This window comes from Alphaproteobacteria bacterium (assembly GCA_030740435.1).
GTDB lineage: Bacteria > Pseudomonadota > Alphaproteobacteria > UBA2966 > UBA2966.
Map to the genome: position 1 here is coordinate 13,284 of JASLXG010000066.1, position 20,083 is coordinate 33,366.

The following is a 20,083-nucleotide window of genomic DNA, read 5'->3' on the forward strand; positions in this document are numbered from 1 at the left end:
GCCGTCCACGCGCCCCTCAAGATAGGGCCATAGCACGCTTCGTCCAGGGCGTCAGCGAGCAACTTGCTAGAATTCCCGCGCCGGCGTTTCCTCCCAAGGCATCAGGTGGATGCCGTCGGCCAGTAGCGAGACGGTGATCTCGAGGCCGGGTGCGATGTCCATGCGCCGCGCCACGTGGCTCGAGATGCTGAGGCTGAGCTGCTGGGCCGGGGTGCCGACGTCGATGGTGAGGAGCGTGTTCTCGCCCAGCGCCACGGCTGCGGCCAGGCGGCCGGTGACCGGGTTCTCGGCATCGCCGCGCGAGGGCCGGTCGCGCCGCTGCAGCACGATGCTTTGCGCCGGCACCAGCCACGAGGCCTGCTGCCCGGGTGCGAAAGCGGGATTGTGCTCGGCCTCGAGCTTGATGTCGAGCCAGCGCAGGATGGTGCGGCCACGCCCCGGCTGCTGTTCCAGCACCACGCCCTCGAAGATGTTGCGCCCGCCCACCAGCCGGGCCACCAGGGCGCTCTGGGGCTTGGCCGTGACCTCGAGCGGCGGGCCCTGCTGCAGGGTGCGGCCGTGGTGCAGCACCACCATGCGGTCGGCCAGCGCCGTGGCCTCGTCGAGGTCGTGGGTGACCAGCACGATGGGTACGCTGAGGCTGCGGCGCAAGGCCGCCAGTTGCTGTTGCAGCTTGCGCCGGGTGATCTGGTCGACGGCCGAGAAAGGCTCGTCCAGCAGCAGCGCCCGGGGCTCGCGGGCCAGCGCCCGGGCCAGGGCCACGCGCTGGCGCTGGCCGCCGGAAAGCTGGCGCGGCAAGCGCCGCTCCAGTCCGCCCAGGTTGACCTCGTCCAAGAGCGCCAAGGCTCGGCTCCGGCGCTGGCCACGGGCCAGGTGGCCCAGCGCCGCCGAGACGTTGCCCAACGCCGTCAGGTGAGGAAAGAGGGCATAATCCTGGAAGACGAAGCCGACGCGGCGCAACTGCGGCGATAGATGCATGCCGCCTTCGCTTTCGAACCAGCTTTCGCCCTGGCAGCGCACGTGGCCCCGCGCCGTCCGGTGCAGGCCGGCGATGTGGCGCAGGATGGTCGATTTGCCGCTGCCCGAGGGGCCGACCAGGGCCACCAGTTCGCCCGGCGCGCAGTTGAGTTCGGCCGCCAGCGGGATCGGCCCCGCCTGCTCCAGCGCTACGGCCAGTCCCTGCTCAGGCATGGTGCCGCCTCTGCCGGTTGGCCAGCACATAGACCAGTCCGATGGTGGCAAACGAGATTGCCAGCAGCAGCGCCGACATGGTGCCGGCGAGGCCCTCGTCGAAGGCTTGCACGCGGTCGTAGATGGCGATGGCCACGGTCTTGGTCTGGCCCGGGATCGAGCCGCCCACCATCAGCACCACGCCGAACTCGCCGAGCGTATGGGCGAAAGTGAGCGCCAACGCCGAAACCAGCCCGGGCCAGCCCAGCGGCAGCTCGACCTGCCAGAAGGTGCGCCACTGCGACATGCCGCTGACCCAGGCGGCCTCGCGCACGTCGCCGGGTACGGCCTGGAAGGCCTGCTGGATGGGCTGTACGGCAAAGGGCAGGTTGAAGACGATCGAGGCCAGCAGGAGGCCGTCGAAGCTGAACACCAGGCCGTGGCCGAAGAGCGCCTCGTAGGCTCGGCCCAGCGGCGAATTGCCACCCAGGCTGACCAGCAGGTAGTAGCCCAGCACGGTCGGCGGCAGCACCAGCGGCAGCGCGATCAGGGCCTCGTAGAAGCTCTTGCCGCGCACCCCGCCCCAGGCCAGAACGCGGGCGATCAGAACGGCCAGCGGCAACAACACCAGGCAGGTCCAGAAGGCCAATTCGAGTGAAAGATTGAGGGCGCTCCAGTCCACCGTCAGCCCTCCCTGCCAGGCGCCGCGAAGCCATGGCGTGCCAGCACTTGGCGCGCCGCCGCCCCCTGCAAGTAGTCGTACAGGCGCCCGGCCGCCGGGCCGGCGCCCGGCATCAGCACCATGCGCTGGCGGATCGGCTGGTGCCGTGCCGCCGGGATCAAGGCGAATCGGCCACGCGTCTTGAGCGCCGGCAGCAGCGCCAGCGAATAAGGGATGATGCCGCCATCAGCCGAGCCCGAGGAGGCGAACTGGGCTGCCTGGGCGACGTTCTCGCCGTAGACCAAGGCCGGGCGTAGGCGCTGCCAGAGGCCGGCGTGGCGCAGCACCTGGCGGGCAGCACGGCCGTAGGGCGCGTGTTCGGGATTGGCGATGGCGAAGCGCCGGATGGTGCCGGCGGCCTGAGCCCGGGCCAAGCCGTCGAGGCCGGCCTCGGGCTGCCAGATGGCTGCAAAGGGGGCGAAGAGGCCGATGCGGCCCAGGGCGTAGACCATGCCTTGGTCGCGGCTACGTCCGCGCGCCACCAGGAACGCGACGTAGCCTTCGTCGGCCGAGAGAAAGAGCTCGAAGGGCGCGCCCTGGGCGATCTGGCGGGCCAAGTTGCCGGATGATCCGAAGGTGAAGCGAAAGCGCGAGCCGCCGGCGCCGGCAAAAGCCGCGGCGATTTCGGCCAGCGCGAACTGCACGTTGGCAGCAGCCGCCACCAGCGGCCGTTCCGCCGCCGCCGCAGGTGCAGCGCTGACCAGCAGCGCCAGGTAACAGGAAACCAACCACGGACGGCAGCTTGGCTGACGGAGCGTCATGACCTCGTTCGCATCGCTGGATAAGGACTGTTCGGCCTAATCTTTAGGACTTTTCGCGCCGTCCCGCCAGGGTGCCTCGCCGGCCAGGGCGCTTTCGCCCAGGTCCCAAAAAAGGCCGCTCATGATCTCCAGTCCCTGGCGCAGTAGCGGCTCGAGGACGTGCTCGTCGGGGGCGTGCTGGCTGCAACCGCCGTAGGAGTGCGGCAGCCACAGCGTCGGCATGGCCAGGAGCTCGGCAAAGATGTCGTTGGGCAGGCTGCCGCCGGCATTGGGCGCCACCATGGGCGGGCGGCCAGTGGTCTGGGTCACCGATGCGGCCGCCCAGCGGGCCGCCGGATGGGCGGGATCGAGACGGGTGGCCCGCATGATCGGCATCTCGGTCTGGCGTACCGAAACGGCGGCGAAGCCCTGTTCGTCGAGGTGGCGGCGCAGCGCCGGCACAAAAGTCTCGGGATCGCTGTCGACGGTAAAGCGCATGTGCCCGGTGGCCCGGGCCGTCGGCGGAATGGCGTTGGCCGGCTGGGCCGGGTCGCCGGTCTCGAAGGCCAGGATCTCGAAGGTGTTGAAGGCGATCAGCTTCTCCACCGCGCTGGCATCGGCGTCGGCCCAATCGGCATCGATTTGGGGATCTCCTGGGCTGGTTTCGACGCGGCAGCCAGCCAGCGCGGCGCGCACCGAGGCGGGCAGCGCCGCCGGTTTCAGGGCGGGCACGAGAATTTCGCCCCGCGGCCCCACCACCGAGGCCAGCGCGTGGGCCAACACCACGCCGGCGTTGGCCAAGAGGCCGCCCCAATTGCCCGAATGATGGGCGCCTTGGCGCAGCTTGACCTCGAATTCGATGTTGATGACGCCGCGTGTGCCCAACACGATCATGGCATGATCGCGCACGAAGCGCGGCCCGTCCGAGGCCAGCAGCAGGTCGGCGCTGAGCACCTTGGCCTCGGCCTGGCAGATCTCCCGGAGCCCGGGTGAGCCCACTTCCTCACCGGTCTCGATGAGAATCCGCGAATTGAAGCCGAGCCTGCCCCGGATTTCCAGGACGTTGGCGATGGCGGCCAGATTGATACTGTGCTGCGCCTTGTTGTCGGCGCTGCCGCGGCCGTACCAGCGCTCGCCCTCGCGGCTCAAGGTCCAAGGATCGAGCCCATCGCGCCATTCGCCCTCCATCCCGGGCACGGTATCGCCATGGCCATAGGTCAGCACGGTGGGCAGGGCATCGCCCTCGTGACGTTCGGCGACAAGGAAGGGCACGCCCTCGGTCACGGGGTTCTCGAGACAACGCCAGCGGTAGCCCATGGCCGCGATGGTGGGGCCGATCTCGTCGTTCAGGTATGCCGCCAGGTCGGGCCGGTGCTCGGGCTCGCGGCTCGAGGTGGGGATGGCCACGCGGCGCGCCAGGTCGGCAAAAAAGCCGCCCTCGTCGAAATGGCGCCGGGCCGCGGCCAGGGCGGCGTTGCGTTGGGTGGGTGGGGCGGGGCTCAGTTGGATTTCTGGCGAACCACGAAGCAGCCGTCCTTCATGCCGTCGAAATAGTCGTCCATGGCGGGATGGTAGATGGGCTCGTCGTCGTCCTCCAGCTCGAGGTTCTGTTCCGAGACGTAGGCGATGTAGGGCGACTTGTCGTGGTCCTCGGCGAACAGGTGGTAGAAGGGCTGTTCCTTGCGCGGCCGCATCTCCTCGGGGATGCTCTCGTACCATTCGTCGGAGTTGCTGAACACCGGATCGACGTCGAAGATGACACCGCGAAAGCCGAAGATCCGGTGCCGCACCGGTTGCCCGATGGCGAACTTGGCCCGCGCCCTGATCGAGTTGCTGTGTTCGAGTACTCTCATCATCTCGGGCTGTACCCTGGTGCTGCGGAAAACCATCATAAGGCCGGCAGCCCGGCGCCGCGACCTTTCCTTTGGCTTCCAAGTCCCTCCATAATTGGCTTTTGCTCGGAGGGCAACGACTTAGTGCCGCCGGGGGACGGTGAATATGTCTGCAAATATGCCTAATTGCTCGAAATTCAACTTAAATATTAGCTTTCAAAAGCTCGGGCGAATGGTGGTCGTGCGGCCCGGCTTGACCTCGGCGCGGCTTGTGCGCCGGCCCAGGGCGTGGTGCCAGACCGTGACCTCATAGTTTCCCGGGGGTACTTCGTCGAGGCTGAAGTCGCCGCCGCTGTCGACCTGGGCGTAGTAGGGATTGTTGACCACCAGGACGTGGGCCCGCATGAACTGGTGGGCATCGCACGACACCAGCAGCGCCCCGGCTTCCGGCAAGGCGATGGCCGTGCTGGTGATGTCGCCGCGCTGGGGTTGCGATACGTAAAAGACGGAGTGGCGCAAGTTGTTGCCGAGCGCATAGACATGGATGTTGTGCAGTACCGGATCGGAGTTGATGGCCTCCAGCACGCCGCCGTTGGCCAGCACCGTGATGTTGGGCACGAAGTGGCAGCCGGCCTGATTGATGGTCACCTTGCGGGCCGCGGCGCGGAAGGGTTTGCCGCTCGCGATGCGCTCGATATAGACCACGGCGTCAAGCAGTGCCTCGCCGTTGTTGCGCACGATGGGCACCTGCCGCGTGCCGGTGCCGCAGACGGCGTGATCCTTGGCCACGTAAAGCAATGCGGCCCGGGGACTGGCCGCGCCCAGCAGCACGCGGCCGGTGATGCGGCCGCCCTCGACGACGTTTTCGACCCGGTAAGGTTCAGCCGCCGGGGTCCCGATTTGGGCCCCCGCCAGCAACAGCACGGCCGTCGCGACAACACCACGCAATCCCATCCCTCCGCCTTCTCATCCCGACGCCGCCATCCGGCGCCCGGCCGGCGATCCTAACAGCGCAACAGGTCGCAGAAAAATGCGATATCATCGGCGGCTTTTGACCATCACCGACGAGCCAGCCATGAGAGCTCCGTCCACAGGCGGATGTGCCACGGGCGCCGGTGCCGGGAAGGCGCCGTGAAGTCCCTCCCCAGGCTGCCCTACGCCGGCGCCTTGGGCATCCGCGGGCGTCTGACGCTGTGGTTCGTGTTGGCTGCCCTGGGGGCGGTGGTGATCGGCGGCGCCGTGGTCTACGGCGCCGGCATCGCCTCGATCCAGGGCACCCTGGGCCAGACCTATTGTCAGATCGCCAGCCATGCCGTGGGCGAGTTGGAGAACCGGGCCGCCAACGAGCTGCGCCGGGTGGCCGGCCTGGCCACCGATCAGTTGACCACCGAAGTGGCGCTGGAAAGCAATGCCGTCTACCTCTCGCGCAGTCCCTCCTGGATCCAGCAGCACGTCGCCCGGCTGAATGCCGAATGGCAGCGGAGCGACACCGTCGAGCAGCGCCTGGAGCTGCTCCATCCCCAGCTTTCCTACCGTCTCGGCGTGCTGGCCGGGCTGCGGCCCAAAGTCGTGAGAAGGCTCTCGGTCTACGACCGCAGCGGCGTGCTGGTGGCCACCAGTTTGCCGCCGGCCCGGCGCTCGGCGGCGCCGGCATGGTTCAAGGGGGTAAGCAACGAGCAGAAGCATTTCAGCTATGTCGACTACCTCAAGGTCGACGGTCTGGTGCGCCTGGTGGTGCCGGTCTGGGGCGGCATCGAGGTGGCGGGATATGTCGCCGCCGATCTGACCTTTGTCGCCTGGGCCGGCCAGGCCCGCGACATCCGTTTCGGAGAAACCGGCGAGGCTGTGTTGGTGGACTATGCCGGGGTGCCTCTGGAAGGCCCGGCGCGAGCGGAACTGATCGCCGCCTTGGCCCAGACGCCGCCGGTTTCGGGGGCGGCGGCCGAGGCGGCTGAGGGGGCCGGGAGCGAGCCCTATTGGGTGGCCCTGAAGGAGGCGGCGGGATGGCTGCAATGGCCATTCTGGCAGCGCCTGGCCTGCGTCGCTCCGATCACCTCGGTCAATCTCCTGCGGGCCCGCTTCGAGCTGCCGGAGTGGGCCGTCGTGGTGACCCAGGCACCGGGTGAATCCTACGCCGCGCTGAGCCGTTCGCTGATCTGGTTGGGGGTCGCCGGCATTGCCGGCATGATCGTGCTGGGTCTTGGGGGGGCGCTGTTGGCCCGTCTCATCGCCGCCCCCATCGAGCAACTGCGGGCCCAGGTGCAGCGCTTCGCGGCGGGCGACCGGGCCTGGGCGGAAAGCCCCGACCGAGCCGACGAGATCGGTGATCTGGTGCGCGAGTTCGCCGACATGGCGGGCCGCGTGACGGCCAGCGAAAACGAACTCAGGGCCTATCGCGAAAGCCTCGAGCGCGAGGTCGAGGCCCGCACCCGCGAGATCCGCGACACCCAGGGCCTGGCCGTCATGGGCCGCATGGCCAGCATGATCGCCCATGATCTCCGCAATGCGCTGTCGACCATCAAGATGAACCTGCAGATCCTGGCGCGGCGCCACGCCGAGAGCTTTGATCCCGATCGCGAACACTGCACCATGGGGCTCGACCAGGTAGCCTACATGGACGACATCATGCGCGACATGTTGAGCTTCGCCCGGCCCGAACGGCTGCGCCGCGACTGGTACGACGTGGGCCAGCTGGTCGACGAAGCCCTGGCCGGCGTCTCCCACCTGGCCGAGGCCCGCGGCGTGGCCATCGTGCACCAGGCCGGGCCGGGCCTGCCCAAGGTGAACTGCGACCGGGTCAAGGTGGTCGAGGTGTTGCGCAATCTGATCGAGAACGCGGCCCAGGCGACGCCGCCCGGCGGGCGTATCACGGTGGCCGCAAGGCTATTGGCGGAAAATCCCGAAGCCGAGGTCGAGGTGGTGGTCGACGACACCGGCGAGGGCGTCGCCGAGGCCGTGCGAGAGGAAATCTTCGAGCCCTTTTTTACCACCCGCACCAAGGGCACCGGCCTGGGCCTGGCCATCGTCAAGCGCATCATTGAACAGCATCATGGCGCCATCGATCTGCAAACCCGGCCCGGCCAAGGCACCCGGGTGGCTTTCACCTTGCCCACGACGGCGCTTGAAGGGTAAGTGAAGGCCATGCCCCGGATGCTCATCATCGACGACGAGGTGGCCAGTTGCCGCACTTTGGCGCTGCACTTCCGCGAGCGCGGATTCGACGTCGGCACGGCCCACAGCGCCGAGCAGGGGCTGACTGAGTTGAGCCAGGCCGGGGCCGACGTCGTGGTTTCGGACATCCGCATGCCGGGCCGCGACGGCCTCTCGCTGCTGGCCGAGATCCGGCAGCGCTTCGCCACCACGCCGGTCATCATGATTACCGCCTTCCACGACCTCGATACCACGGTGGCGGCCATGCACGGCGGTGCCGTCGATTACGTCACCAAACCCATCGACCTGGAGGAGCTCGAGGAGGCCATCGACAAGGCGCTCGGCGCCCGGGCCCAGGCCGGCGGCAGTGGTGCCGAAGGCGGCGGCCTGGTTATCGAGAGCGGCGACGTGGCGACCGGGCTGGTGGGTCGCAGCCGGGCCATGCAGGAGGCCTTCAAGTCCATCGGCATGGTCTCGCAGAGCCGCGTCACGGTGCTGCTGCTGGGCGAATCGGGAAGCGGCAAGGAACTGGTGGCGCGGGCCATCCACCGCGCCAGCGCCGAGGCCAATGAGCCCTTCGTCGCAGTCAACTGCGGCGCCCTGGTCGAGACGCTGCTGGAAAGCGAGATGTTCGGCCACCAGCGCGGCGCCTTTACCGGTGCCGTGGCGACGCGCCGGGGCAAGATGGCGCTGGCCGGCGACGGCACGCTGTTTCTCGACGAGGTCGGCGAGCTTTCGCTGCGCATGCAGGGCAAGCTGCTGCGGCTGCTGGAGGCGCGCGAATTTTCGCCCGTGGGCAGCACCAAGACGCTGATCAGCGACGCCCGTTTCATCGCCGCCACCAACGCCGACCTCGAGGCCCGGGTGGCCGACGGCAGTTTCCGCGAGGATCTTTTTTACCGCCTCAACGTCGTCACCGTGGCGCTGCCGGCGCTGCGCCAGCGCCGCCAGGACATTCCGGCCCTGGTCGAGCACCTGCTGCGGCGCATCAATAGCGATATTCACAAGAGCATCCGCCAGATCTCGGCCGAGGCCATGGAGGCCCTGGTGGCGGCACCCTGGCCGGGCAATGTGCGGCAACTGGAGAATGTTCTGACCAAGGCCGTGGTGATGGCCTCGGGCGAGGTGCTGGCGCTGGCCGACCTGCCGGCCGATTTGAATGGCGGCGGCGGCGAGAGCGAAGCTGGGCCGCGGCCGCCGGCTGACGAGCGCAGCCTGCGCGAGGTCGAGCGCCGCCACATCGGACAGGTGCTCGAGGCCACCGGCTGGCACAAGGGCCGGGCCTGCGAGATCCTCGGCATCAGCCGGCCCCGCCTGGATCGGCGCATCAAGGAATACGATCTGCGCCGCTGAGCCGTTTGGCGGCCCCGGAGAGTTGTTCGATTCGTTCCAAGCGCTCCGCCTCGATTGAACGATTCATCGATTCCAACCTGGCCCCGGCTTTCCATTATTGCGCGGCGCCACAAGCAAGGCACTGAAATTAAGGTATATTTCACTAAATCCAGGAAACCCGCAAGATTGGTACGGTTTTTGCGAAAATGCCCTATGCCACAAGGACTAGAGAAGGCCTTCGACATCTCGATCAAGCGGACTTCGGCCCGCCGCCAACGGCGGGCAGGGAGGCGATCGGGTGGCGCGGGGCTTTTTATCTCAAGAGGTACCCAGACATGAGAAATCCATTGCGCACGCCGATCGGCGCCGCCCTGGTTGCGGGATTGGCCCTGGCCGTCCTGGCCGGCGGTGGGTCAGCCGTACGGGCGGCTGATTTCGGTCCCGTCGAAGCCGTCAAGTTCAACGCCAAGAAGGCGGTGTTGGGCAAGCGCCTGTTCTTCGACAAGCGGCTCTCGGGCGATTCTTCGATGTCGTGTTCGACCTGCCACATCCCGGAAAAGGGCTTTTCCGACGGCCTGGCGCTTTCCAAGGCCTATCCCGGTTCCGAGGGCTTTCGCAACACGCCGACGCTGATCAACACGGCCAAGCGGGCAGCCTGGTTCCACGACGGGCGCATCGGCACCAACCTCAACGACGTGACGCGCGAATCGCTGACCGAAGACTACATCATGAACATGGACATGCGCCTGATGCAGGAGCGCATCAAGCAGGATCCGGTCTACGTCAAGATGTTCAAGGAGGCCGGCTTCGGCGAGCCCAGCAACGGCTCGGTGCGCAAAGCCATTCCGGAGTACCTGAAGACCCTGATCTCGCGCAATTCGGCTTTCGACCGCGGCGCGCTGAGCGATGCCGCCAAGAGCGGTTTCGAACTTTTCAAGGGCAAGGCCGGCTGCGCCCGCTGCCACAGCGGCCCGCGCTTCAGCGACGACCAGCCACACAACATCGGCGTGCCCGAGAACCCCGCCATCTGGGGCGATCCCATGCGCCACCACACCTTCGTGGCCTACGCCATCTTCATGGGCGTTGAGAACTACATGAACCTGCGCCGCGACCCGGGCGCCCACGTGCGCCAGCACAAATCGGACGGCTCCGACATCGGCACCTTCATGACGCCGACCTTGCGTGAGCTCAAGCAGACCGCGCCCTACATGCACAACGGCTCGCTGGCGACACTGGACCGTGTGGTCGATTTCTACAACGCCGGTGGCGGCCACGACGCCAACAAGGATGCCGGCCTCAAGCCCCTGGGCCTGAGTGCCGAGGAGCGGCACAACCTGGTGGCCTTCCTCGAGTCACTGTCCGGCGATGCGCTGACCGGCGCCGAGTTCGTCTGGGCGGACAAGATCCCGGCCAACTATCCCGTCATCAAAAACTGGCTCAAGGCCAGGAACTAGGAGCCGAGCGATGAGAGGCAAGACAACGACCACCTTCCTCGCCGCCATCACGGCGACGGCTGCGCTGGCCCTGGCGGGCGCGGCCCAGGCCGATAGCAACCCGCCCCTGGCGGCCCTGGGGCCGCCGCCACCGGCCCCGGCCGACAATCCCTCGACCCCGGCCAAGGTCGAACTGGGCAAGCTGCTGTTCTTCGACACCCGCATGTCGGGCGACGCTTCGGTGGCCTGTTCGACCTGCCACGAGCCGGACCAGGGCTGGGGTTTTTCCGATGACATCTCGCGCGGCTATCCCGGCACCAAGCACTGGCGCAACAGCCAGACGGTGGTGAATTCGGCCTATCTCGGCAAGCTCTTCTGGGTCGGTGCCGCCAAGTCGCTGGAAGCCCAGGCGCCCGGTGCCGCCAAGGGCGCGGTGGCCGGCAACGGCGAAGCTGACATTCTGACGGCGCGCCTGGCTTTCATCCCCGAGTACCGCAAACGCTTCCGCGAGGTCTTCGGTGACGAATGGCCGCTGCTGCGCAATGCCTGGCGTGCCATGGCCGCTTTCGAGCGCACCCTGATCGCCAACCAGACGCCTTTCGACCGCTTCATGCGGGGCGAAAAGGACGCGCTCTCGGAGGAAGCCAAGCGGGGCCTGGCGCTGTTTCAGGGCAAGGCCAATTGCATCGAGTGCCATAACGGCCCGCTGCTCACCGACCAAAAGTACTACAACCTCGGCATCCCGCGCTCGGCGCGCTGGGAGGAGGATGGGCTCTACCAGATCACCTTCCGTTACGAGCAATACGCCAAGGGCGTGACCGAAGAGCTCTATCGTACCATCAAGGACGATGCCGGGCTTTACTATCGCACCAAGCAGCATGCCGATAAGGGCAAGTTCCGCACCGCACCGCTGCGCTATCTGGCCTACACCGCGCCCTACATGCACAACGGCAACTTCTTCGAACTCAGCGAAGTGGTCGAGTTCTACAACGAAGGCGGTGACCAGAACGAGTTCTCGGCCAACAAGACCAAGTTGCTCAAGCCCCTCAACCTCTCGGACGAGGAGCAGGAGGACCTGGTGGCCTTCCTGGATTCCCTGAGCGGCGACGAAATCAAGATCACGTCGCCCAAGCTGCCGCCCTATGCGCCGCTGCCGGCGTCGACGAATTGAGCGGGGATGCAATCATGAAAATCGAAACGCAAACTGTGATTTCCGCCCACCAGGCCCACGACATGGTGGCTTCTGGGGCGGTCCACGAAGGCCACGGCAAGTGCCTGATGAGCCGGCGCCAGTTCCTGCTGACCTCGGGTGCCACCAGCGTCGTGATGGTCAGTGCCGGTCCCGGCCTGGCTGCCGCGCCGGCCGTGGTGTCGGGTTATAAGCGCCAGAAGATCGCCAAGCTGAGCCAGCTCAAGACCGACCAGCCGGTCGATTTCAAATACCCTGACCAGGGAGCCTTCTCGGAATCGATGGTGGTCAAGTTGGGCACGGAAGCCGGCGGCGGCGTCGGTCCGGGCCGCGACGTGGTGGCCTTCAACTATGCCTGCACCCATCAGGGCGGGACTTTGAGCGGCACCTACAAGGGCGACACCAAGTCGCTGGGCGCCTGCCCGCTGCACCTTTCGACCTATGACCTGACGCGCCACGGCATTTTGATCTCGGGCCAGGCCTACCAGAGCCTGCCCCAGGTGCTGCTGGAGTTGAAGGGCGACGATGTTTTTGCCGTGGGCGTCTTCGGGCTGATCTTCGGCCGCTACGACAATCTGTTGGGTTAGGGAGCCAGGAACGATGACAACACCCTATTACATTCCGGAAACCAACGTTCCGCTGCCGCCCAAGGACGCGGACGTCATCACCACCGCCTGCGACTACTGCATCGTGGCCTGCGGCTTCAAGGTCTACCGCTGGCCGGTGGCCGGCAACAACAAGGGTGGCCCCAAGGCCGGCCAGAACGCTTTCGGCGTCGACTTCCCGGTCTCCGCGCTGGGCGAGTGGGTGGCTCCCAACCAGCACAACATCGTGCTGCACAAGAACCAGCCCCACCACATCGTGATCATCCCCGACAAGGCCACCAAGCACGTCAACACGGATGGTGATTCGAGCCTGCGTGGCGGCTGCATCGCGCAAAAGGTCTACAATCCCCAGACGCCGACGCGCGACCGTCTGAAATCACCCTTTATGCGCATCTACGGCATCTTGCAGCCGGTGACCTGGGATTTCGCCCTCGACGTGGCGGCCGAGGTGGGGCGCCATGTCATCGCCAAGCACGGCGACAACGCCTATGGCGTCAAGACGTATTCCTACCAGTACATCGAGAACACCTACGCCATCACCAAGTTCGCGCTCCGCCACATCCGCACGGCCAACTTCACCTTCCATGATACGCCCTCGGACGTGTCGTCGACACCGGGCTTTCGCGACGCCGGCTTCGACAACTTCGGGCCGGCCTACGAAGACTGGATGAACGCCGAAACATTGTTCATGTGCGGCACCGATCCCTACGAGACCAAGACCATCCTCTTCACCCAGTGGATCATGAAGGGCATCCAGAACGGTCAGAAGGCCATCTTCATGCTGCCCCGCCGCACCGCCGGCGTTGCCTATGGCGAGAAGAACGGCGGCCTCTGGCTCGACGTAACCCCGGGCACCGACCTCCTGGTCATCAACGCCATCGCCCGCACCATCGTCGAGAACGGCTGGGAGGATTCGGAGTGGATCAAGAAGTGGGTCAACAACAAATGGGAATCCTCCTCGGGCTTCGGCCAGGGCACGCGCAACACGCCCTGGCAGTGGCGCACCACCTGGGGCAAGTTCCAGACCAAGGGTTTCGCCGACTGGAAGAAGTGGCTCTTGAGCCGCGATGAGTTCAAGGTCGAAAACGCTTCCGCCGTCTCGGGCGTCGCCGCCAAGAAGATCCTGACCGCCGCCGAGTGGCTGGCCAAGCCCAAGAACGGCAAGCGGCCCAAGTCCTCGATCATGATCGAGAAGGGCCTTTACTGGTCCAACAACACCGGCAGCACCGAGGCCATCTCGGCGCTCGGCATTATCGTCGGGGCCGGCGGCCGGCCGGGCCAGGTCATCGGCCGGGCCGGCGGCCATCAGCGTGGCGGCCAGCGTGGCGGCAAATATCCGCGCAACAAGTCGCCCATGAAGGTGCCGGGCCGGCGCCGTCGGGCCCTGGATACCGATACCTGGACCATGGCCGGCCATACACACATGGCCCACGTCATCGGCACCACCTGGATCCAGTCCATGTGCGGCTCGCAGCAACTGGCCAAGCGCTTCCACGAACTGACGCTGGCCAACCCGCATCAGGTGCGTTCCTACGACAAGAGGGACATCATCGAGAGTCTCAAGAAACGGGCCGATTCGGGCGGCATGGTGGTGATCAACCAGGAAATCTATCTGGTCGATCCCATCGGCAACCGTTATGCCGACATCATCTTCCCGGCCGCCACCTGGGGCGAGGACAACTTCATGCGGGCCAACGGCGAACGCCGGCTCAGGCTCTACCAGAAGTTCTACGACGCCCCCGGCGAGGCCAAACCCGACTGGTGGATCATCGCCAACCTGGCCAAGCGCATGGGCTACGACGGCTTCGATTGGAAGAACTCCAACGACGTCGCCGAAGAGGCCTCGCGCTTCTCTCGCGGCAGCCGCAAGGACTTTCACATGGTCAAGGTGGCAGCCAAGCGCGAGGGCAAGACGCTGCACCGGAAGATGGCCGAATTCGGCACCAACGGCATCCAGGGCCCGGTGTTCATGAACGACGACGGCTCGCTGATGGGCTGGAAGCGCTTGCATGACACCACCGCCAAACTGCCCGGTACGGGTCCGGCCGGGGCCAACGTCTTCAACAAGAAGTTGACCCACTTCAACAGCCAGACCGGCAAGTGCAACCTGCAGAAATCGCGCTGGTCGCTGTTTTCCGACTACTGGAACTGGCTGAAGCCCAAGGGCGAGGAAATGTGGTGCACCTCGGGCCGCACCAACGAACGCTGGCAGTCGGGTTTCGACGACCGGCGCCGGCCCTACATCGTGCAGCGCTGGCCCGAGAACTATGTCGAGATGAGCCCCGAGGATGCCAAGGCCCGCGGCATCGAATCGGGAGATATGGTGATGGTCTACTCCGACCGGGTGCCCAGCCTGAAGGAAACCGTGCTCGGTGTCGAAGGCTCGGATTATTCCTTCGCCGGCCAGATGGCCAAGGGCAACGTCGAATTGACCCGGGCGGCGGTGACCGGTGTGGCCATGGTGACGCGCCACATCAAGAAGGGCGTCCTCTATATGGACTTCCTGCACCCGGCCCAGCCGGCCAACGCGCTGGAGGGCCGCATCGTCGATTGGATCAGCGGCAATTATAATTACAAAATGGGCGTCGCCAAGGTGAAGAAGATCGGCGAATCCCCCTACAAGCGTTCCTTCCGCTCGATGTCGTTCGCGCCGCGCGATATCGTGTGAGTCGACTTGCGGGCGGGCTTGGCCGGGATTTTTTCTGGGTCAAGCCCGCCCGATCTTTATGTTCCTTTGGGATTAGAGTGCGATAAGTGATGAACCAGCATGACCCGCTTGCGCTCCAGCACAATGGAACGGCTGACGTCGTGGCCCTGAAGGCCAACGTCGTGGCCGCCCTGGCCGGCCTCCTGGGCCAAGGACCCGACGTGGTGCGCTGCGCCGCCGCCCGGGCCCTGGGGGTAATGGGATCCGAGGCTGCCGTCGAGCCACTGGTGGCGGCCTTGCTGGACGAGGACGAGGACGTGCGCACGGACGCCGCCGGGGCGCTGGCCCGTCTCGGCGCTGCGGCGGCCGACAAGCAGCTTCTGGAAAATTTGCTCGGCGATCCCTGCGCCGACGTCAAGGCGGCCGCCATCCGGGCCCTGGCGGGCTCAAGGAATTCCGACGTCGTGCCTTGGCTGCGCCGCCTGGCGGCTGGCCGTGACGAGGAGATCGCCTGGGACGAAGAGGCCTTTTTCGACCAGGACTGGGACGATTGGGTGGACTTGCAGGTGGCCGCCATCGAGGCCCTGGCCGAAATGGGCGGCACCGAGGCGGTGCCCGATATCGTCGCCGCCCTCGATGACGAATACGCCCAGGACATCACCGAGACCGCCTTCAAGGCCCTGGCGCGCCTGGGCGACGAGGGACTGACTGCGCTCTCGATCTATGCCGAGGGCGGCGACCAGCGCCTGCGCCGGCGCGCCGCGGCGGTCATGGCTACGGCCGGCGGCGAGGTGGCCGAGGCGGCGGTGGAGCGCGCGCTCGGCGATCCCGAGCCGGCCGTGCGCCTGGCCGTGGCCGAGGTGCTGGCCGCCAAGGCGGCCGCCGATCCCCGGCTCGAGGCTTTGCTCGGCGATGCCGATCCCGGGCTGCGCGCCATCGCGGCCGTGCGCTGGGGGGAGCACCACCCGGCCGGCCTGAGGCCGCTTTTCGAGGACCGCTCGGCCGCCGTGCGAACGGCTGCTTTCGCCGCCCTGGCGGCAGCCCCGGCCACTCCCGACGACGAAGGCCTGGCAGATCTCTTGCACCGTAACTTGGCGGCGACGCCGGACCAGGTGCCGGCGGCCGCGGCCCAGGCCCTGGCGGCGCACTTCGGACAGGCGGCGCTCGATGACTTGGCGGCGCTGCTGGCGGACCGGTCCCGTGGACCGGAAGTGCGGCTGGGCGCGTTGCGTGGCCTTGGCCGTCTGGGCCTGGCGGCGGTGCCCGCGCTGAGCGGGCAATTGGCCGATGACGAACGCCAGATCCGCCTCGAAGCCATGACGGCGCTGGCCGGCGTCGCCAAGGCCGAGAGCTGGCCCAACGCCGCCGGCGAGAGCCTGCTGGCGGCCTTGCGCGGCGAGATGGTGGCTGAGCCCGAGCCGGAACCAGAGGCCGAACCCGAGCCGGAACCAGAGCCCGAGCCCGAGCCCGACGAATCAGCCTTCCCGGAATCGACGCTGGCGGCCATCCTGGGCCCCGAATCGCCGCTGCTGGAAGCCCATGGCGAGGTCCGCGGTGGTGCCGAACTGGGTCCCGATGATTTGGAATTCCTCGGCTTGGCCCGCGAGGCCCGGCAGGCCGGCGGCAAGAAGCGGGTGCCGCTGGTGCCCGATGTGGCGACCCACCAGGACGTGCCGCGCTTTGCCGCCAACCTGCTCGGCGATATCGCCCGTGACGAAGTGGCGTTGGCGCTGACGCAAGCTCTGCCGGCCGCCGACCGCGAGTTGCGCATCGAGGCGGCGCGATCGTTGGGCCGCATCGGTGAGGTGCTGGGCGAGCTGCCCGAGGGGGCATTCGAGGCCCTGGCGGCGCTCAGCCAGGATCGTGAGCGCGATCTCAAGCTGGCCGCCGTGCGCAGCCTGGGCCTGGCTCCGCTGGCGCTGGCTGAGCCCTTGCTGCGGGCCGGACTCGAGGACGAGGACGGTTTCGTGCGCCGCGAGGCGGTCTCCGCCCTGGCCCGGCTGGGCCCCGTCGACGGTGCCGTCGACGCCCTTTTGCACGACAACGAGCCCGGCGTGCGCCTGGCCGTGGCGGAGGCGCTTTGCGCCTCGGGCCGCGAGGACGCCCTGGCCCTGCTGATGGATTTCGCCTTTGCCTTCGGCGGCGCCCAGCGCCGCGAGGCCGGGCGGCTGCTGCGCCGCCTCGACGCCCCGGCCGCCAATGCCCGGCTGTTGCAGGTGCTCGAAGACGAAAGCCGCGAGCCGGTCTGGCAGGTGGCCATCGAGATGCTGGAGGAAATCAATGCTTCCGTGGCGGGTGGATAGGGAGGCAAACGAACGATGCCAATGAGGAGAGGATGACAATGAAAGCGCAGACGAAATTAGGCTCTTTGGCGATTGCCGTGGCGGTCGCGGTGGCCTTGGCGGCACCCGCCCAGGCGGCTAAGAAGTACAAGGAAATCGACGTCCAGAACGGCGCCACCATCAGCGGGCGTGTGAGCTTCGAAGGCGCGCTCCCGGCCGACGCGGTGGAGAAGATCCTGATCACCAAGGATCCCAAGATCTGCGGCGAGGGTGAACGCGAAGTGGTCTGGATCGACGTCAAGGACGGCGCGCTGCGCGGCAGCTTCGTCTTCATCAACAAAATAAAAGAGGGCAAGAAGTGGGGCGCCCCGACCGGCGGCAAGTACATCATCGACCAGAAGGGTTGCCGCTTCAATCCCTGGGCCCAGGTGGTGCAGCCCGGCCCCATCACCATCCGCCACTCGGACCCGGGGGCGCTGCATAACATCAACACGCGCGAGATCATCGGCGTGGGCAAGAAGAAGTCGGTCAAGCGCACCATGTTCAACTTCGGCCAGCCCGAGCCCGGCGATATCGAACAGGCGCTGAAGCCCAGGCGCTCAGCCTTCATCGGCATCAACTGCGAGGCCCACAACTTCATGTTCGGCTACATGATGGCACCCAAACACCCCTATGCCGTGGTGGTCGCGGACGACGGCTCGTTCAGCCTTGGCGACGTGCCGCCAGGCAAGTATTCGGTGCGTGCCTGGCATCCCCGGCTCGGCCTCAAGAAGACCAAGATCACGGTGGCGGCCGGAGCCAAGGCGGAAGCCAATTTCGCTTTCAAGGCCAAGTAGCGGCGCCGGACGGGTGCGAGCGGAGAGGACCGTGACGAAGGCGGGGCAGGGGCGAAGCAGGCAGGCGCTGCTGGCGCTGGCGGCGCTGACCCTGGCCGTTCTGGCTGCCTCGCCGGCCTGGGCCCTGGAGGCCAACGAATACCGCCAGGTCCTGGGCCTCGATTCGCGCAAAGTCGTTTGGTTCCTGGCCCAGATGCACCTTTTCTTCGGCGCCTTCGTGCTCGGCGTGCCGCTGTTCGCCGTGATCATCGAAATCGTCGGCTGGAAGAACGGCGACGAACGCTTCGACAAGCTGGCCTACGAATTCACCAGCCTGCTCAGCGTCGCCTATGCCACCACGGCGGCACTCGGCGGCATGCTGGCCTTCGCGCTGTTTACGCTTTACCCGACCTTCATGGGCTTCATGGCCGGAGCCTTCAAGGACGTCTTTTTCGTCTACGCCATCCTGTTTTTTGCCGAGACCTTCTGCCTCTATCTCTACTACTACGGCTGGAAGGCGATGCAGGGGCGGGAGCCTTTCGGAAAAACCCTGCAACTGCTCTTCAAGACGGCCGGCGTGGTCATCGCAGGCCTTGGCCTGCTTTTCCTGTTCGGTCTTATCGGACCCGAGATGCGGGGCGATACCCGGGCCTTCATGGCGCTCTTGTACGTGCTGCCGCTGGGGGCCGGGATATATCTGCTGAAAGACGGCAAGTCGGGCCACATCCTGATCGGCATCCTGCTCAACCTGGCCGGCACCGGCATCATGCAGGCGGCCAACTCGATGGCCGGCTTCATGATGAGCCCGGCCGGCGTCAGCGAGGCCGGCGAGATCATCGGCAGCACCTGGCAGGTCTTCGAGAACGTGCTGGCCACGCCGGTGGCTATCCACCGCATGCTGGGCAATCTCGCCTTCGGCGGCCTGGTGGCGGGATCGTATGCCGCCGTCAAGTTCATCGGCGCCAAAACGGCCGAGGAAAAGGCGCACTACGACTGGATGGGCTACATCGCCAATTTCGTCGCCATCGCCGCCCTGATCCCGCTGCCCTTCGCCGGCTACTACCTGGGCCGCGAGGTCTATTCGACCTCGGCCGTCATGGGCAACAACATGATGGGCGGCGATTTCTCCTGGACCTTCATCATCCAGGCCGTGCTGGTGGGCTCGCTGTTCTTGATCTCGAACTATTACCTCTGGTCCGGCATGACCCGCATCCCGGGGTCCGAGCGCTATTACAAGTTCATCAAGTTCATCCTCTTTGCCCTGATCGTCTCCTTCGCCATCTGGCTGACGCCGCACAACCTGCCGCTGACGGGCTCGGAGGTGGGCGATATGGGCGGCAGCCAATACCACCCGACGCTCAAGTTCCTGGGCCTGATGCCGGCCAAGAACGCGGTGGTCAACCTGATCATCATCTCGACCTTCGTCAGCTTTCTTTTGTATCGCCGCGGCAACAAGGCCGATGCCGTGTCGATCCGGGCCCAGGGGCGGACGCCGATGATCGTCATCGGCCTGGCCGGCGCGGCGGCGCTCTTGATCGTTGGCCAATTCGCCTGGTCGCTGATGACCATGAGCCCGGCCGAGCTCGACCTGCCGGCCGACACGGCGCAGTACTTCCGCACCGTCGGTTGGCTCTTGATCGGCGAATGCGCCATGGTGGTGGTGGCCGTCGGCCTGGCGCTCACGGACCGCGGCAAGTGGGCCCAGGCGCTCTATCTCGCCTACACCGTCTTCAGCGTCGTGCTGTTCCTCGGCGTCTACGGCTTCGTGGTCATGGAGAAGGCCTCGCCCTTCCTGCGCGACGTTGCCGTGGCCCAGTTCCTGCAGCTCATCAGTGCCCTCATTCTGGTCTCCGCCATCGACCTATTCCTGTTCAAGGGCGCTCAGGAGATCGGCCCCCTGCAGTGGGGCAAGATGACCAACCGCAGCCAGTACGCGCTGCTGGCGCTGACCTTCGTCATCACCATGAACATGGGCCTGATGGGCTTCATCCGCTCAGGTTTGCGCGGCGACTGGCACATCTTCGGGGTCATGCGCGACACCTCGGAATGGTCCTACACGCCGACCAACGCCACCATGACCGAGATGGTCAGCCTGGCCGTGCTGGTCTTCATGGTGGGCGTCGCCTTCATGTTCTGGCTGGGCAGCATCGCTGCCAAGAAGGACTAG

Annotated in this window: 15 protein-coding genes; 9 read left to right on the forward strand and 6 right to left on the reverse strand. The window is 66.5% G+C overall.

The window, feature by feature from the left end; genetic code table 11:
- Positions 1–66 precede the first annotated feature (66 nt).
- The 6 genes from QGG75_07465 to QGG75_07490 form a co-directional block, all read right to left on the reverse strand.
- Positions 67–1,191: an ABC transporter ATP-binding protein gene (locus tag QGG75_07465; protein ID MDP6067074.1), complete on the reverse strand. Its 1,125-nt coding sequence runs from the start codon at positions 1,189–1,191 to the stop codon at positions 67–69.
- Positions 1,184–1,852, reverse strand: a complete 669-nt coding sequence (gene modB / locus QGG75_07470) for a molybdate ABC transporter permease subunit (GenBank protein MDP6067075.1) — start codon at positions 1,850–1,852, stop codon at positions 1,184–1,186. Before modB ends, QGG75_07465 begins: the two co-directional genes overlap by 8 nt.
- Positions 1,853–1,854: 2 nt before the next feature.
- Positions 1,855–2,652, reverse strand: a complete 798-nt coding sequence (gene modA, locus QGG75_07475) for a molybdate ABC transporter substrate-binding protein (protein ID MDP6067076.1) — start codon at positions 2,650–2,652, stop codon at positions 1,855–1,857.
- A 36-nt stretch (positions 2,653–2,688) separates the two neighbouring features.
- Positions 2,689–4,134, reverse strand: coding sequence for a M20 family metallopeptidase (locus QGG75_07480; GenBank protein MDP6067077.1), 1,446 nt, complete (start codon positions 4,132–4,134; stop codon positions 2,689–2,691).
- Positions 4,131–4,484: a heat shock protein HspQ gene (hspQ, locus tag QGG75_07485; protein ID MDP6067078.1), complete on the reverse strand. Its 354-nt coding sequence runs from the start codon at positions 4,482–4,484 to the stop codon at positions 4,131–4,133. The genes QGG75_07480 and hspQ overlap by 4 nt, the downstream gene beginning before the upstream one ends.
- Positions 4,485–4,679: 195 nt before the next feature.
- Positions 4,680–5,411 (reverse strand): hypothetical protein, encoded by a 732-nt coding sequence (locus tag QGG75_07490; GenBank protein MDP6067079.1) that lies wholly within the window; start codon positions 5,409–5,411, stop codon positions 4,680–4,682.
- 183 nt (positions 5,412–5,594) lie between these two features.
- Here QGG75_07490 and QGG75_07495 point away from each other — a divergent pair, with 183 nt between their 5' ends.
- From QGG75_07495 to QGG75_07535, 9 genes are all read left to right on the forward strand, one after another.
- Positions 5,595–7,595 (forward strand): ATP-binding protein, encoded by a 2,001-nt coding sequence (locus QGG75_07495; protein ID MDP6067080.1) that lies wholly within the window; start codon positions 5,595–5,597, stop codon positions 7,593–7,595.
- A gap of 9 nt (positions 7,596–7,604) precedes the next feature.
- Complete coding sequence (locus QGG75_07500; protein MDP6067081.1) at positions 7,605–8,966, forward strand: sigma-54 dependent transcriptional regulator; 1,362 nt, start codon at positions 7,605–7,607, stop codon at positions 8,964–8,966.
- A 314-nt stretch (positions 8,967–9,280) separates the two neighbouring features.
- Positions 9,281–10,399: a cytochrome c peroxidase gene (locus tag QGG75_07505; protein MDP6067082.1), complete on the forward strand. Its 1,119-nt coding sequence runs from the start codon at positions 9,281–9,283 to the stop codon at positions 10,397–10,399.
- A 10-nt stretch (positions 10,400–10,409) separates the two neighbouring features.
- Positions 10,410–11,549 carry a cytochrome c peroxidase gene (locus QGG75_07510; GenBank protein ID MDP6067083.1) on the forward strand — a complete coding sequence of 380 codons (1,140 nt, stop codon included), beginning with the start codon at positions 10,410–10,412 and terminating at the stop codon, positions 11,547–11,549.
- Positions 11,550–11,611: 62 nt separating this feature from the next.
- The gene (locus QGG75_07515) at positions 11,612–12,154 is read left to right on the forward strand and encodes an arsenate reductase (azurin) small subunit (protein MDP6067084.1); all 543 of its coding nucleotides are present in this window, start codon (positions 11,612–11,614) and stop codon (positions 12,152–12,154) included.
- A 13-nt stretch (positions 12,155–12,167) separates the two neighbouring features.
- Positions 12,168–14,840 (forward strand): arsenate reductase (azurin) large subunit, encoded by a 2,673-nt coding sequence (locus tag QGG75_07520; GenBank protein MDP6067085.1) that lies wholly within the window; start codon positions 12,168–12,170, stop codon positions 14,838–14,840.
- A gap of 140 nt (positions 14,841–14,980) precedes the next feature.
- Positions 14,981–17,122 carry a HEAT repeat domain-containing protein gene (locus QGG75_07525; GenBank protein ID MDP6067086.1) on the forward strand — a complete coding sequence of 714 codons (2,142 nt, stop codon included), beginning with the start codon at positions 14,981–14,983 and terminating at the stop codon, positions 17,120–17,122.
- A gap of 77 nt (positions 17,123–17,199) precedes the next feature.
- Positions 17,200–17,937, forward strand: coding sequence for a carboxypeptidase-like regulatory domain-containing protein (locus QGG75_07530; protein ID MDP6067087.1), 738 nt, complete (start codon positions 17,200–17,202; stop codon positions 17,935–17,937).
- A 31-nt stretch (positions 17,938–17,968) separates the two neighbouring features.
- Positions 17,969–20,083, forward strand: a complete 2,115-nt coding sequence (locus tag QGG75_07535; protein MDP6067088.1) for a cytochrome ubiquinol oxidase subunit I — start codon at positions 17,969–17,971, stop codon at positions 20,081–20,083.

Excerpts from the sequence above, each read along its gene's own strand:
- QGG75_07465 (MDP6067074.1), bottom strand. The coding sequence starts at position 1,191 with ATGCCTGAGCAGGGACTGGCCGTAGCGCTGGAGCAGGCGGGGCCGATC.
- modA (MDP6067076.1), bottom strand. The coding sequence starts at position 2,652 with ATGACGCTCCGTCAGCCAAGCTGCCGTCCGTGGTTGGTTTCCTGTTAC.
- hspQ (MDP6067078.1), bottom strand. The coding sequence starts at position 4,484 with ATGAGAGTACTCGAACACAGCAACTCGATCAGGGCGCGGGCCAAGTTC.
- QGG75_07500 (MDP6067081.1), top strand. The coding sequence starts at position 7,605 with ATGCCCCGGATGCTCATCATCGACGACGAGGTGGCCAGTTGCCGCACT.
- QGG75_07505 (MDP6067082.1), top strand. The coding sequence starts at position 9,281 with ATGAGAAATCCATTGCGCACGCCGATCGGCGCCGCCCTGGTTGCGGGA.
- QGG75_07510 (MDP6067083.1), top strand. The coding sequence starts at position 10,410 with ATGAGAGGCAAGACAACGACCACCTTCCTCGCCGCCATCACGGCGACG.
- QGG75_07515 (MDP6067084.1), top strand. The coding sequence starts at position 11,612 with ATGGTGGCTTCTGGGGCGGTCCACGAAGGCCACGGCAAGTGCCTGATG.
- QGG75_07520 (MDP6067085.1), top strand. The coding sequence starts at position 12,168 with ATGACAACACCCTATTACATTCCGGAAACCAACGTTCCGCTGCCGCCC.